Source organism: Sphingomonas sp. CARO-RG-8B-R24-01 (assembly GCF_022662295.1).
Lineage (GTDB): Bacteria > Pseudomonadota > Alphaproteobacteria > Sphingomonadales > Sphingomonadaceae > Sphingomonas.
Genome location: NZ_JAKNQI010000009.1, coordinates 55,014 through 67,804, shown reverse-complemented (window position 1 = coordinate 67,804; position 12,791 = coordinate 55,014). Strand labels below are relative to the sequence as shown.

The 12,791-nt window shown below is 66.2% G+C and carries 12 protein-coding genes; 6 read left to right on the top strand and 6 right to left on the bottom strand.

The window, feature by feature from the left end; genetic code table 11:
• From paoC to paoA, 3 genes are read right to left on the bottom strand one after another with little or no spacing between them, the layout of a single operon-like run.
• Positions 1-2,226: an aldehyde oxidoreductase molybdenum-binding subunit PaoC gene (gene paoC / locus L8G49_RS16870; RefSeq protein ID WP_242186902.1), complete on the bottom strand. Its 2,226-nt coding sequence runs from the start codon at positions 2,224-2,226 to the stop codon at positions 1-3.
• The gene (locus L8G49_RS16865; protein ID WP_242186899.1) at positions 2,223-3,173 is read right to left on the bottom strand and encodes a xanthine dehydrogenase family protein subunit M; all 951 of its coding nucleotides are present in this window, start codon (positions 3,171-3,173) and stop codon (positions 2,223-2,225) included. Before L8G49_RS16865 ends, paoC begins: the two co-directional genes overlap by 4 nt.
• On the bottom strand, positions 3,170-3,811 hold the full coding sequence (gene paoA, locus L8G49_RS16860; protein WP_242186897.1) for an aldehyde dehydrogenase iron-sulfur subunit PaoA: 642 nt from the start codon (positions 3,809-3,811) through the stop codon (positions 3,170-3,172). Before paoA ends, L8G49_RS16865 begins: the two co-directional genes overlap by 4 nt.
• Before the next feature lie 302 nt (positions 3,812-4,113).
• Between paoA and L8G49_RS16855 the strand changes: the two genes are divergently transcribed.
• The 5 genes from L8G49_RS16855 to L8G49_RS16835 all read left to right on the top strand — a co-directional run bounded on the left by L8G49_RS16855 (position 4,114) and on the right by L8G49_RS16835 (position 8,087).
• On the top strand, positions 4,114-5,079 hold the full coding sequence (locus L8G49_RS16855) for an NADP-dependent oxidoreductase (protein ID WP_242186896.1): 966 nt from the start codon (positions 4,114-4,116) through the stop codon (positions 5,077-5,079).
• A gap of 47 nt (positions 5,080-5,126) precedes the next feature.
• The gene (locus L8G49_RS16850; RefSeq protein WP_242186895.1) at positions 5,127-5,498 is read left to right on the top strand and encodes a DUF393 domain-containing protein; all 372 of its coding nucleotides are present in this window, start codon (positions 5,127-5,129) and stop codon (positions 5,496-5,498) included.
• 31 nt (positions 5,499-5,529) lie between these two features.
• A complete protein-coding gene (locus L8G49_RS16845) occupies positions 5,530-6,852 on the top strand; it encodes an AarF/ABC1/UbiB kinase family protein (RefSeq protein WP_242186894.1) in 1,323 nt (440 codons plus the stop codon).
• Between the two features lie 72 nt (positions 6,853-6,924).
• Complete coding sequence (locus L8G49_RS16840) at positions 6,925-7,416, top strand: nucleoside deaminase (RefSeq protein WP_242186893.1); 492 nt, start codon at positions 6,925-6,927, stop codon at positions 7,414-7,416.
• 80 nt (positions 7,417-7,496) lie between these two features.
• Positions 7,497-8,087, top strand: coding sequence for a DUF4337 family protein (locus L8G49_RS16835; protein WP_242186892.1), 591 nt, complete (start codon positions 7,497-7,499; stop codon positions 8,085-8,087).
• Between the two features lie 16 nt (positions 8,088-8,103).
• Here L8G49_RS16835 and L8G49_RS16830 read toward each other — a convergent pair whose 3' ends face one another.
• The 3 genes from L8G49_RS16830 to L8G49_RS16820 all read right to left on the bottom strand — a co-directional run bounded on the left by L8G49_RS16830 (position 8,104) and on the right by L8G49_RS16820 (position 11,014).
• Positions 8,104-8,946: a type 1 glutamine amidotransferase gene (locus L8G49_RS16830; RefSeq protein WP_242186891.1), complete on the bottom strand. Its 843-nt coding sequence runs from the start codon at positions 8,944-8,946 to the stop codon at positions 8,104-8,106.
• A gap of 2 nt (positions 8,947-8,948) precedes the next feature.
• A complete protein-coding gene (locus tag L8G49_RS16825) occupies positions 8,949-9,974 on the bottom strand; it encodes an SDR family oxidoreductase (protein ID WP_242186890.1) in 1,026 nt (341 codons plus the stop codon).
• 122 nt (positions 9,975-10,096) lie between these two features.
• On the bottom strand, positions 10,097-11,014 hold the full coding sequence (locus L8G49_RS16820; protein ID WP_242186889.1) for an alpha/beta hydrolase: 918 nt from the start codon (positions 11,012-11,014) through the stop codon (positions 10,097-10,099).
• Positions 11,015-11,212: 198 nt separating this feature from the next.
• On the opposite strand from L8G49_RS16820, the gene L8G49_RS16815 reads away from it, so the two are divergent.
• Complete coding sequence (locus L8G49_RS16815) at positions 11,213-12,724, top strand: glycosyl hydrolase family 8 (protein ID WP_242186887.1); 1,512 nt, start codon at positions 11,213-11,215, stop codon at positions 12,722-12,724.
• The last annotated feature ends 67 nt before the right edge of the window (positions 12,725-12,791 follow it).

Sequence of the window (12,791 nt, the reverse complement as noted above, 5' to 3'; positions counted from 1 at the left end):
TCAGGCGACCGGGGGCAGGCGGTCGAGCATCTTGTCGAGCGTCACCGGGTAATCGCGGATGCGGATTCCCGTCGCATTGTAGGCGGCATTGGCGATTGCCGCGCCGACGCCGCAGAGGCCGAGTTCGCCGACGCCCTTGGCTTTCATCGGCGAAGATGTCGGATCGACCTCGTCGAGGAAGATGACGTCCTGATGCGGAATGTCGGCATGAACCGGCACCTCGTAATTCGCCAGATCATGGTTGACGAAGAAGCCGAAGCGCTTGTCGACGACGAGCTCTTCCATCAACGCGGCGCCAGCGCCCATCGTCATCGCGCCGATCACCTGACTACGCGCCGACTTCGGGTTGAGAATTCGTCCGGCTGCGCAGACCGCCAGCATCCGCCGGATGCGGACCTCACCGGTATAGGCATGGACGCCGACCTCCACGAAATGCCCGGCAAAGGTCGACTGCTGATATTGCTTGCCCAAGTCGCCATATTCGATGGCATCTTCCGCCGACAGACCTGCATCGCCGACAGCTTCGCTCAGCGAGATGCTGCGATTGCCCGAGCGTACCTTACCGTCTGCAAATTCCACGTCCGCCGAATTGAAGCCGAGCTTCTGCGCGATCTGCTCGCGCAGCTTGACGCAAGCCGCGTACACACCCGCCGTGGAGTTGTTCGCACCCCACTGACCGCCCGATCCCGCCGAAACCGGCGAGTCCGAATCGCCCAGATCGACGCGCACGCGGTCCAGATCGACACCCATCATCTCCGCCGCAGTCTGGGCGAGGATGGTGTAGGTGCCGGTGCCGATGTCGGTCATGTCGGTGGTGACGGTAATCATCCCCTTGCGATCGATCCCGACCCGCGCCGCCGACTTCATCGTCATGTTGTTGCGGAAGCCCGCTGCCATGCCCATGCCGACCAACCAATGCCCATCCCGCACCTGCGCGGGCTTGGCGGTGCGCTTGCTCCATCCGAATTGCTCCGCGCCGACCTGCATGCACTTGATCAACTGGCGCTGCGAGAAGCGGCGCTCGGGCTTTTCGGGATCGACCTGCGTGTCGTTGAGCGCACGAAACGCGATCGGATCCATGCCGAGCTTCTCGGCCATCTCGTCCATCGCGATCTCGAGCGCCATCAAGCCCGGTGCCTCGCCCGGCGCGCGCATCGCATTGCCCTCCGGCAAATCGAGCACTGCCAGACGCATCGACGTCAACCGGTTGGCGCCCGCATAGAGCAACTTGGTCTGCGACACCGCCGTCTCAGGGCCGCCGCCGGGCAGATCGCCCGAACCGCTCTCGTGCGCGATCGCGGTGATCTTGCCGCTGCGGTCGGTGCCGATGCGGATCCGTTGCGTCGTCGCCGGACGGTGAGTCGTGTTGTTGAACATCATCGGCCGCGCCAGCGCGACCTTGACCGGACGTCCCGCCGCGCGTGCACCGAGCGCGGCCATGATCGCGTCGGTCCGCACGAACAGCTTGCCGCCGAACCCGCCGCCGACATAAGGCGAAATCAGGCGGACATTGTCCTTGGGGATGCCAAGCGTCTTGGCGACATCGCCCTTGCCCCAGTTGATCATCTGGTTCGAGGTCCACACCGTCAGCTTGTCGCCGTCCCAGCGTGCAAGCGAAGCGTGCGGCTCCATCATCGCATGGCTGTGGTCGGGCGTGGTGTAATGCGCGTCGAGCTTGACGCTGGCGCCGGCGAACGCGCTTTCGAACGTGCCGACGCGGTCTTCGCCCGAGCCCTTTTCCTGACCCTTCTCGCCCTTGCCCTTGCCGTGCAGGGGAGCGGTCTTGAGCGCGTCCGTGAGGTCGAACCGACCCTTGTCGCGCGTGTAATCGACGCGGACCAGCCCCGCCGCGGCGCGCGCCTGTTCGAACGTTTCGGCGACGACGATCGCGATCGCCTGGTGGTAGTGCTGGATCTCGGGCCCGCCCAGCAGCATCGCCGTGTTGAAGTCGCCCTTTGTCAGCTTGCCCGCCTCGGCGGCCGTGACGATCGTGAGGACCCCAGGCGCTGCCTTGGCTTCGGCAAGATGCATCCCGCTGATCCGCCCTTTGGCGATCGCTGCGTGGACGATGTAGCCATACGCCGGGTTGGCGACGACATCATGCCGTTCATAGGCATAAGGCGCGGTTCCGGTCGTCTTGAACTTGCCGTCGATGCGGTCGTGCGGCTTGCCGACGACTTTCATCTGGTCGATCGGGTTCTGGCCCGCAGGCGTGGTGAACTTCATGCGCGTGTCTCCGCGATCACCGCCGCGAGCGTACGCTCGACCAGCGGAACCTTGAATGCGTTGTCCTTGGTGGGGCGAGCGCCGGCCAGCAGCGGTGTGGCGACGGCCTTGGCCCCGTTCGGCAGCTGGGCGTCCGCCGCTTCGATCCGCCAGGGACGGGGTGCGATGCCGCCGATCGCGACGCGACCGCTGCCGTCCTTCTGGACGACCGCCGCGACCGACACGAGCGCGAACGCATAGGACGCGCGGTCGCGCACCTTCTGGTAGACGTGCGTGCCGCCGAGCGGCTTGGGTAGCGTGACCGCGGTGATCAGCTCGCCCCGCTCGAGCGTCGTCTCGATGTGCGGCGTGGTGCCCGGGAGCGCGTAGAAGTCGGCAATCGGAATCGTGCGGGCCTGGCCGGTCGGGTTGATCGTCTCGACCCTGGCATCGAGCAGCCGCATCGCGACCGCCATGTCGCCGGGATAGGTCGCGATGCAGGCATCGCTCGTCCCGATAACGCCCAGCTGGCGGCTGTACCCGCCGAGCGCCGCGCAACCCGAACCGGGCTTGCGCTTGTTGCAGGCCTGATTGGTGTCGTAGAAATACGGGCAACGCGTCCGTTGCAGCAAATTGCCCGCCGTCGTCGCCTTGTTCCGCAACTGGCCCGACGCGCCCGCGACGATCGCCCGGCTGAGCACGCCATAGTCGCGGCGCACGCGTGCATCCGCGGCGAGCGTCGTGTTCGACACGAACGCCCCAACCCGCAAGCCGCCGTCCTGGGTCGGCTCGATGCGGTCGAGCTTCAGGTCCTGAATGTCGATCAGATGCGATGGTGCCTCGATCTCGAGCTTCATTAGGTCGAGCAGGTTGGTACCGCCGGCAATGAACTTGGCGCCCGGCGTCCGCGCAACCGCAGCCGCCGCCGCAGCAGGGGAGGCGGCGCGTTCATAGGTAAAGGGCTTCATGCGCGCGTCTCCGCAACATCGGTCATGGCTTCGAGAATGTTCGAATAAGCACCGCAACGGCAGATGTTGCCGCTCATGCGTTCGCGCATTTCCGCGTTCGATATCGGTGCCTTGGTGGTGAGGTCGCCGGTCACGTGGCTGGGGACGCCCGCGCGAATTTCCTCCAGCACCGCTACTGCCGAACAGATCTGGCCAGGCGTGCAGTAGCCGCACTGATAGCCGTCATGCTTGATGAAGGCGGCCTGCATCGGATGCAGCTTTTCCGGGGTACCGAGACCCTCGATCGTGGTGACCTTGTCGCCCTGGTGCATGACCGCCAGGCTGAGGCAGGAATTGATGCGCTTGCCGTCGACCATGACCGTGCAGGCTCCGCACTGGCCGTGGTCGCAGCCCTTCTTGGTGCCGGTAAGGTGCAGATGCTCCCGCAGCGCGTCGAGCAGGGTCGTGCGCGTGTCGACATTCAGGTCACGGCGCTTGCCGTTCACCGTCATGGTGATCTTGGCCATCGCGGGGGCCTTGTCGCCGGGACGCAGCGAGGTCTGGGCCTCGACCGCCGGAACCCGGGTAACTGCCACGGCTGCCGCGCCGCCGGCAAGAATGCCCCGGCGCGAGATCTCTGGGGATCCGCTGTCCTTCATTGCTACGCTCCGTATGTGTGTCGGGGCATGAGGCCGACGTTGTTCTGGTAAACCGATTACCACCCGCATCGGGCAGTGTGACGAACTGAAAATGTAGGTAGATTTGCTTAGACGCAGAGATACGCGCTTCAGAACGACGCAGGGCCGATCCGTGTTCCGACAACCATGACAAATACGCAATATCCGGGCAATCCGCCTTCTGGCCGACGGCAGGCGGACGTGCGCGCGGCCGGCGGGGCCTTCGGGAGAACCATTGGCCGGGTGGCTCGTTGACGCGCGGTAACCCCGCCAGGAGGCCCGCCATGTCCGAAACCGACCAGACCGATCTCACCACCGCCCGTGCCGTCCGGATCGAGCGCTTCGGCGGACCCGACGTCATTGCAGTGGCGAACATCGCCGTTCCCGAGCTTGCGCCGGGCGAAATACTCGTGCGCATGGCGGTGGCAAGCATCAATCCGGTCGACTGGAAGATTGCCGAGGGAAAATATCCGCCGCTCGGTGAAGACAAGTTGCCGATCGTGCTGGGCCGCGACCTGTCGGGGACGGTGGTGGCCGTCGGCGCGAGCGGGGGAGATGCCGCAATCGGGGATCGTGTCTGCGCGTTCATCGATACCGATCGGGGCGCGCAGAGCACGCTGGCGGTGCTCAAGCCGGGGGAAGCGGTCGCGGTGCCGCAAGCGGTCGGGCTGGACGTGGCCGGGGCAGTGCCGCTCGCGGCGATGACGGCATGGCAGGGCGTGTTCGATCATGGCGGCCTGGACGCAGGTCAGTCGATCCTGATCCACGGTGCGGCCGGCGGAGTCGGCCATATCGCGGTGCAGCTCGCCAAGTGGAAGGGCGCACGCGTGGTCGCGACCGCCTCGGAAAAGGACCTCGATTTCGTCCGGAGCCTCGGGGCGGATGTCGTCGTCGATTACAAGAACGAGCGGTTCGAGGATGTGGCCAGCGGCCTGGACATGGTGTTCGACACGCAAGGGGGCGAGACGCAGGATCGCTCCTTCGCGGTGCTGCGCAAAGGTGGAATTCTCGTCTCGACGCTCGATCCCAATGAACAGAAGGCCGCCGAGCACGACGTGCGAACGGTGCCGCGCTGGCATGCGCAGCCGGATGCAACGGCATTGGCGCAGGTCATCGCGCTGATCGCCGCGGGTTCGATCGTCGTGACGATCGCCAAGCGATTTCCCCTCGAAGCGGTCCGCGATGCACAAGCCTATGCGCAGAACGAGCATCCGCGCGGCAAAGTAATCCTGACCAATGGGCAGGCCTGATCGACCGCTCCCCTCGAACGGCATCCAACGATCCCCATATAGGGCGAATGGCGATGCTCACGGTCTGGTACGATGGAGGATGTCCGCTGTGTCGGCGCGAGATCGCGCTGATGCAGCGGCTGGACCGCGATCGTGCGATCCTCTTCGTCGACGTCGCGGATCCTGCCGGCGCCAGTTGCCCGATCGACCGGGCAGACCTGCTCGCGCGGTTCCATGCGCGCGAGAACGGGGTAATGGTGTCGGGGGCGGCGGCTTTCGCTGCGATGTGGCGCGTTATTCCACGGTTACGTCTGCTCGGGCTCGCGGCGCGCGTGCCCTGGGTCCTGGCGATGATGGAAGGCGCTTATGTGACCTTCCTGAAGATACGACCCCATCTGCAACGTGTCGCGCGGAGGCTCGACCGCGAGCGGGTCGGGTGATGCCGCGAACCACGACAGCCAAGGAAACCCCGTGACCGACAATCGCAGCAAGGGCCGGTCCGTGCCGAGCGGACGACTGGCGAGACTTGGCGTCTTCGGCCGGCTCGCCGGTGGCGTCGCCGGCGGTGTCGTGGCGGAGGGGGCGCGGCGGCTGGCAAGCGGAGAGGTTCCCCGCATGGGCGACCTGTTGCTGACCCCGGGCAACGCCGTTCGCGTGGCCGACCAGCTGTCGCACCTGCGTGGAGCGGCGATGAAGCTCGGGCAGATGATCTCGATGGATGCGGGCGACATGCTGCCCCCCGAACTCGCGACGATCCTGGGCCGTCTGCGCGACAGCGCGCACCACATGCCGCCGCAGCAGCTCGACATGGTGCTGACCCGGGAATGGGGAAAGGACTGGCGGCGGCGGTTCGCCCATTTCCAGGCGCATCCCATCGCTGCCGCGTCGATCGGCCAAGTCCACCGCGCGCGCCTGCCCGATGGCCGGGAGCTTGCGATCAAGGTGCAATATCCCGGCGTCAAGAGCAGCATCGATTCGGACGTGGACAACGTTGCGACGCTGCTGCGGGTGTCGGGGGTCCTGCCCAAGACCCTCGATGTTGCGCCGTTGCTGGGCGAGGCGAAACGGCAGTTGCACGAGGAAGCCGACTATCTGCGCGAGGGGGAGATGCTCGCGCGCTACGGCGCGCTGCTTGCCGATGCGCCACAGTTTGTGGTGCCCGAATTGTTTCCCGAACTGACCACGCCGCACGTGCTGGCGATGGATTTCGTCGGGGGCGTGCCGATCGAATCGCTCGACACGTCGCCACAGCCGGTTCGCGACCGGGTGACGGGACATCTCATCGATCTGGTACTGCGGGAACTGCTGGATTGGGGGCTGATGCAGACCGATCCCAATTTCGGCAATTACCGCTGGCAGCCGGAAACCGAGCGACTGATCCTGCTCGACTTCGGCGCGACGCGGGTGGTGCCCGCGGCGACCGCGCAGGGCTACCGCGCATTGTTGGTAGCGGGACTGGCGGGGGAGCGCGATGCGGTGCGCGAGGCGGCGGTTGCGGCAGGGTTCCTCGGCGCCGCCGCGGTGACGGCGCATCGCGCGCTGGTCGACCGGATGATCGATGTGATTCTGGGCGAACTCAACAAGCCGGGCGTGTTCGATTTCGGCGATCGCGCGTTTGTCGGCGTGCTGCGGGACCAGGGCATCGATATGGCACGGGATCGTGACACCTGGCACATTCCGCCGGTCGACACGCTGTTCGTCCAGCGCAAGATCAGCGGAACCGCATTGCTGGCGGCGCGGCTTAAGGCGCAGGTCGACGTGCGGCGTTTGGCCGGTGCGTACCTCACCGCGTGATGGGCGGGCGGCGGGAACGGATGGCGTCCTGATCCGCTTCAGCTGCATCCCCCGAAGCGGAAGAGGCATGTGATGACGCAGGATGACGAAAAGTGGATGCGCCGCGCAATCGAGATCGCGCGGTCGAAGGGTTCCGACCCGTCGACGTCTCCATTGGGATCGGTGATCGTGCTGGACGGCAAGATGATCGCCGGGGAACGTAACCAGACGCATGAACTGCCCGATGCCACCGCACACGCCGAGATGATGGCGATCCGGCGTGCCTGCGAGTCGACCGGGGAACTGGAGCTGCGGAACGCGACACTCTACTCGACGCTGCAGCCGTGCGGCATGTGCACCATGGCGTCGATCTGGTCGAAGGTCGGGCGCGTCGTCTACGGTGCCGAAGCGGCCGATGTGCATCCGATGTATTTCGAGGCCCGGCATACCGATACGCTGGATTTCGTCCGCAACGCCTATCGGGACGACATCGTGTTCGAGGGCGGATGCCTGCGGGCGGAATGTGCCGAATTATACTATGGCCCCGACGACGAGCTCCCCAAGGAGGAACAGGCCAACCTGTGACCGGATCGGTGGTTGGTGATCGGCCGGCAAAGCGGTAGTACCGCGCCTGTTCGCGGCACTGTGCCGCCCGGTCTGGAGTGATGATGGAACCCGCCGACGCCAAGGATCTGATCGACGAAGCGATCGAACGCGCCGAGGAAAGCTCGAACGCGGCCGAGCGTGCGGAGCGCGAGCGGGAGCGGCGGTTTCGCGATCGTGTATCGCTGATGGTCGGCGGGTTCGCCGTCGCCCTTGCGATCGTCCATATGGGCGCGGCGGGCGCGCAGCGCGAAAGCCTGCTGCAGGGCATCGCTGCGTCCGACAGCTTTGCGTACATGCAGGCCAAGATCGTCCGGGAAACGGTGCTCAAGACCGCAGCCGCGCAGCCAGGCGCGATGCCGGCCGATCGTGCCAAGTGGCATCAGGAAGCGCTTCGGCTGCGCGCGCCCGATGCCGCCGGGCACGGGATCGGCCAGCTTCAAGACGCGGGAGCCCGCCAGCGCGAAGCCGGCGAGACCGCCGCACGGCGCGGCGAAGGGTTCGAACTTGGCGAGACCGCGCTTCAGCTTGCCATCGTGCTGCTGTCGATCGCGATGGTGGCGCGGTCCAAATGGATCGCGGGCGGGGCAAGCGTGGTCGCGGCGATCGGCATCGTTCTGGCGGCGGCTGCCAGCTTCGGCGTCTTGCTCTGAGCAATGCCGCTGACCGCTACGGTCGCCGCTGGTCTACCTGCGCGATGAAGTTGGAGAGTTCGGTTCGGCGGCGTGCCTCGGCGGCGAATTCGCGGTCGATGCCGAGCGCCCAGTGTAGTGAGCGTCGGTCGGGGTCGTGCTGGAGCGCGTCGAGCAGATCGGCTCTGGTCGCGACGGCGGCTTCGTCCGCCGCCAGGCCGGCTTCGATCAACGCCTCAGCCTGACGCCGCAAGGCCGCTGCGATCTCCCCCGGCGCGAGTTCCGGGTGATATTGCACGCCCCAGAACACACCACCGTCGTGGCGGATTTCGGCCGCCTGCACGGCCGTAACCGCGTTGCTCGCCAGCAGCGTGGAGTCCGCTGGGAGCCGTTCGACTTCATCGCCATGAATGGCCGGAGCATCCCAACTGGCCGCCCGGTCGGCGAGCAGCGGATGGGCGCGTCCGGCGTCCGTCGCGGTGATGCGGCGCGCAATTCCCGCTTCCATCCGCTCGGGCATCTTGCGCACCGTGCCGCCCGCTGCGGCGACCGCCAGCTGCAGTCCCGCGCACGATCCAAAAGCGCGCGTCGTCGATGCAAAGACGTTGCGCATGAATGCGATCTGGCGAGCAACCTCCGGGCTGTCCTCATAGACGTGCAACGGCGACCCGGTGATGAAGACCGCGTCGAACCGGCGGATCGCGTCCGGCGAGTAGACCACCGCATCCGCATCCGCAGGCGCGGCGATCGTGATCGACGCATCCGGCCGAAGCTGCTGCAGCGTCGCGGCATAGCTTTCGCCAGCGCTCTTGCCGACATGTGCGCGACGTTCGGCGCGATCTTCTGCCGTTTCGCTTTCGGCGACGAGGAATTTGAGCAAGATCAGTCCTTGTCTAGTGCGGTGACCGATGCGCGGCGCCGTACCAGCAGAATGGCGGCCAACCCCGCGACGCCGGCAAGGGTCACCGCTCTGACCGTGCCGGGGTGGCGTCCGGCCGTGGTGTACAGGCTCGTCTGGCGACCCGCCTGGACCCCCGACCGTTCCTGTCCCCGCTGGGTCGGCTCGAAGAGCGTGGTCGATGCCGTCTTCGGACGCGTCGTGTCCGACAGCGCCGGCATCAGGAAACCCGACAGTCGATCGAGCGCCGCAGGAAAGTGCGTGCCGATCAACACCTGCAATCGTCCGGCCCCGCCAACGGTAATGTCCCGGCGGACGTGTTGCGCGGCGTCCAGAATGGCGTCGGCGACCAGGGCTGGATCATAGACGGGGGGCGGGATCAGCGCCTCGCCTTCGACGTGGTTGGCGGCATGTTGCGCGATCGGCGTATCGATTCCCGATGGCTTGATCAGCGTGACCGCGATCGGCAGACCGTCGGCGATCAGCTCCATGCGAAGCGCATCGACAAACCCCTTCACCGCATGTTTCGACGCCGCATAGGCGCTCAGGATCGGGGAGGGGAGGTCCGAAGCGATCGATCCCACCGTGATGATTGCCCCTCCTCGATCGCGCAGGTGCGAGACAGCCGTGAGCGCGCCATGCACCGCGCCGAAATAGTTTGTCCGAAACAGCCGTTCGTGTTCGTCCAGCGGCGTGTCGATCAGTTTGCCGTAAATGGCGGTACCGGCATTGTTGACCCAGGTGTCGATCCGTCCGTAGCGCGTCCGGGCTGCCGCAGCCGCCGCGCGAACGGCCTTGATGTCGCCCACGTCGGCAACCGCGAAGATGGCATCGCCGCCCGCGGCCGTGATACCCTCGACCGCTTCGCGTAGCGATTCCGCGTTGCGTGCGACCAGCACCACTTTGGCGCCCTGCGCGGCGGCGCGTTTGGCCGTGACAAGCCCGATCCCGGAACTGGCTCCGGTAATGACGATGACTTGCTCGGCGATGGGCTTGAGCGCGATCTTCATGGCGAACGAATTGCTCCGGAAAGGCGACGATGCTGCCCAAACGGGCGACGTGTTCGTTCGCTCCCCCTTGCCGCAGAAACTTCGCCCCCTGGTCAGATACGGGACGGTCGTATCTCCTGTCGCTAGCGGTCGGTCCCTGGCACCGGGGCGGTGGACTTGGTGCGATGCGGCTCCAGCCATCCGCCATCCGCCAGCCAGTCGTTGAGCCGATCGGGCCAGTGGAGGATCGAGATCCGGTTGGATTCGTCCAGATTGAACGCGTGCCCGCTGTCTGCGAACATATGCAACTCGGCCGAAACGCCAGCGGCGCGCAGTTGTTCGTACAGTGCGACCGACGGTGTCGCGCAGCAGGGATCGCGGCTTCCGGCCACGATGAAGGCTGGCGGGGCGTCGGCGACGGCCTTCGCAGGGATGCCGCGCGGCCCGGGAAACACGAGGATCTGGAAATCAGGGCGCGCCGATTGCCGGTCGATCCGGTCGGTAACGGGTCGCCCGGCAGGCTCGGGATTGTCCGCGATGAGCGACACCAGTTCGCCCCCGGCCGAGAACCCCATGACCCCAATGCGGGCCGGGTCGATCCCATAATCGGCGGCGTGCGTGCGGACCCAGCGCACGGCCCGCCGGGCGTCATCGGCGGCGTCCCCTTCGACCGAATATGGCGCGCCGGGCTCGTTCGCGAGGCGGTATTTGAGGACGAACGCGGACACCCCCATCCGGTTCAGCGCGGTGGCCACCTTGGTGCCTTCGTTGGTCCAGACCAGCAGTTTGTGGCCGCCCCCCGGGAAAATCACCACGGCAGCGCCGGTGTTGTGCTCTTTCTTTGCGGGATAGGCGAGCACCGTCGGCTGTCGAATGTTGCGGACCCAATAGTCGCGCCCGATCTCGGGGGCGGGAGGACGCGCGTCCTTGCCAGGTGCGCCGTTCGGCCAGAGCGGAATGGTGACCGGCGTTGCTGCGTGCTCCGGCGGGGGATCCTGCGCGTCAGCGCCAGTTGCCGTAAGGCCAAGGCACGCAAGCGCCATCCAAGCTGTCACACGCACCGTCACTCTCCATGGAACTGCGCCGCTGTCGGGCGTTATCGCTATCATTACCATCGCGCCGATGGCGGTGAGTGCGATCATCGGCTCGCCACGGTTCGCTTGCAATGGGCAAAAGACGCGCTAGCCTTCGAATGATTGCGTTAGCAAAATCGTGCCGGAAGATGCGCGAGACGGAGAAGGATGGCGATGGAGAGCAGGATGATGCGGCCGCAACGCTCGTTGATGGCTGCGGGGCTGGCGGCGCTTGCTTGTGCCGCCTCGCCGATCGCAGCGCAGACCGGCGCGACACCCGCCGCCTCCACGCCCCCGCCCGGTACGATCGATAGCGGGTATCAGGACAGGCCGCTGGGTCCGATCACGCGGTTCGACGGAGCGGGGGCGGGTGCGGTCAAGACCGGGCATTATCGTAACCTGTTCGCCGAACAGCTCGGTCTGACCGACGCCCAGACTCGGGCGAAAATCGATGCGGTGTTCCACCAGCTGTTCTACGGAGATGGTCAGGAACAACGGATCTATTTCGAAAGCGGCGCGAACGCGAACGGGCCGCTGGCGTATGTGACCGACTGGGCCAATAACGACGCCCGGACCGAGGGCATGAGCTACGGTATGATGATCGCCGTCCAGCTTGGCAAGAAGCGCGAGTTCGATGCGCTGTGGAACTGGTCCAAGACCTACATGCAGATCACCGACCCGCAGAATCCATCGATCGGCTATTTCGCCTGGTCGATGGGGACGGACGGATCCCCGCGGTCGACGGGCGCCGCGCCCGACGGCGAGGAATATTACGCGATGGCGCTGTATTTCGCCGCGCGCCGCTGGGGGAACGGGACCGGGATCTACGATTATCAGGCGGAGGGTGACCGGATCCTGCGCGGGATGCGGCACCACCCGGTAACCAGCGGGATGTCGCCGTTCCGTATCCATCCGCAGGATCCGCCCTTCACCATGCCCGCGGCGCCATGGCCGAGCATCAACAATCGCGCGATGGCGGCGCAGGCGGCACGGGATGGAACGCCCTGGCCGCCTTTCCACCCCGACAATCGCCCACGCCACGCGACGGTCGGCCCGATGGTGGACGAGGCGCACGCAATGGTACGCTTCGTCGCCGAGACCGACGTCGGCGGGACCGATGCCTCCTATCATCTGCCGGCCTTTTACGAACTATGGTCGCGCTGGGGGCCGGTCGAGGATCGGGCCTTCTGGGCGAAGGCTGCCGATGTCAGCCGCGACCTGTTCGTACGGGTGACCGATCCATCGACCGGCCTCGCGCCGGATCGCAGCCATTTCGACGGATCGCCGATGCTGACCCGCGACAAGACCCCGGATCCCTTCGGCTACGATAGCTGGCGAACCGTCAGCAACTGGTCGGTCGATTACGGCTGGTGGGCCAAGGACGTCCGGCAGCGCGTGCTCAGCGACCGGATACAGGCGTTCCTTATCGGGCAGGGGATCGACCGGTTCGCGGACCGTTATACGCTGGACGGCACGCCGCTCTCGACCCGGCATTCACCAGGCATGGTCGCAGCCACCGCCGTCGGCGGGTTCGCGGCGACACCGGGGCCTAATTCCAGGGCGTTTCTGCAAAAGCTATGGGACATGCCGGTTCCAACCGGAGAGCAGCGCTATTTCGACGGCATGCTGCAATTGCTGAGCCTGATGCACTGCGGCGGGCAATTTCGGGTCGTGGATCGGCCGCAAGAGTCGCGGTGAGCTGGGTGTAGGCGCGGCGCCCCGCGCCGTACGACCGCGTTCACCGCGGTGCGCGGGTGCGCCGTAT

What these genes read in the sequence shown, in the direction of transcription:
- paoC (WP_242186902.1), bottom strand. Translation starts at nt 2,226, where the DNA reads ATGAAGTTCACCACGCCTGCGGGCCAGAACCCGATCGACCAGATGAAA.
- L8G49_RS16865 (WP_242186899.1), bottom strand. Translation starts at nt 3,173, where the DNA reads ATGAAGCCCTTTACCTATGAACGCGCCGCCTCCCCTGCTGCGGCGGCG.
- paoA (WP_242186897.1), bottom strand. Translation starts at nt 3,811, where the DNA reads ATGAAGGACAGCGGATCCCCAGAGATCTCGCGCCGGGGCATTCTTGCC.
- L8G49_RS16855 (WP_242186896.1), top strand. Translation starts at nt 4,114, where the DNA reads ATGTCCGAAACCGACCAGACCGATCTCACCACCGCCCGTGCCGTCCGG.
- L8G49_RS16850 (WP_242186895.1), top strand. Translation starts at nt 5,127, where the DNA reads ATGGCGATGCTCACGGTCTGGTACGATGGAGGATGTCCGCTGTGTCGG.
- L8G49_RS16840 (WP_242186893.1), top strand. Translation starts at nt 6,925, where the DNA reads ATGACGCAGGATGACGAAAAGTGGATGCGCCGCGCAATCGAGATCGCG.
- L8G49_RS16835 (WP_242186892.1), top strand. Translation starts at nt 7,497, where the DNA reads ATGATGGAACCCGCCGACGCCAAGGATCTGATCGACGAAGCGATCGAA.
- L8G49_RS16825 (WP_242186890.1), bottom strand. Translation starts at nt 9,974, where the DNA reads ATGAAGATCGCGCTCAAGCCCATCGCCGAGCAAGTCATCGTCATTACC.
- L8G49_RS16815 (WP_242186887.1), top strand. Translation starts at nt 11,213, where the DNA reads ATGATGCGGCCGCAACGCTCGTTGATGGCTGCGGGGCTGGCGGCGCTT.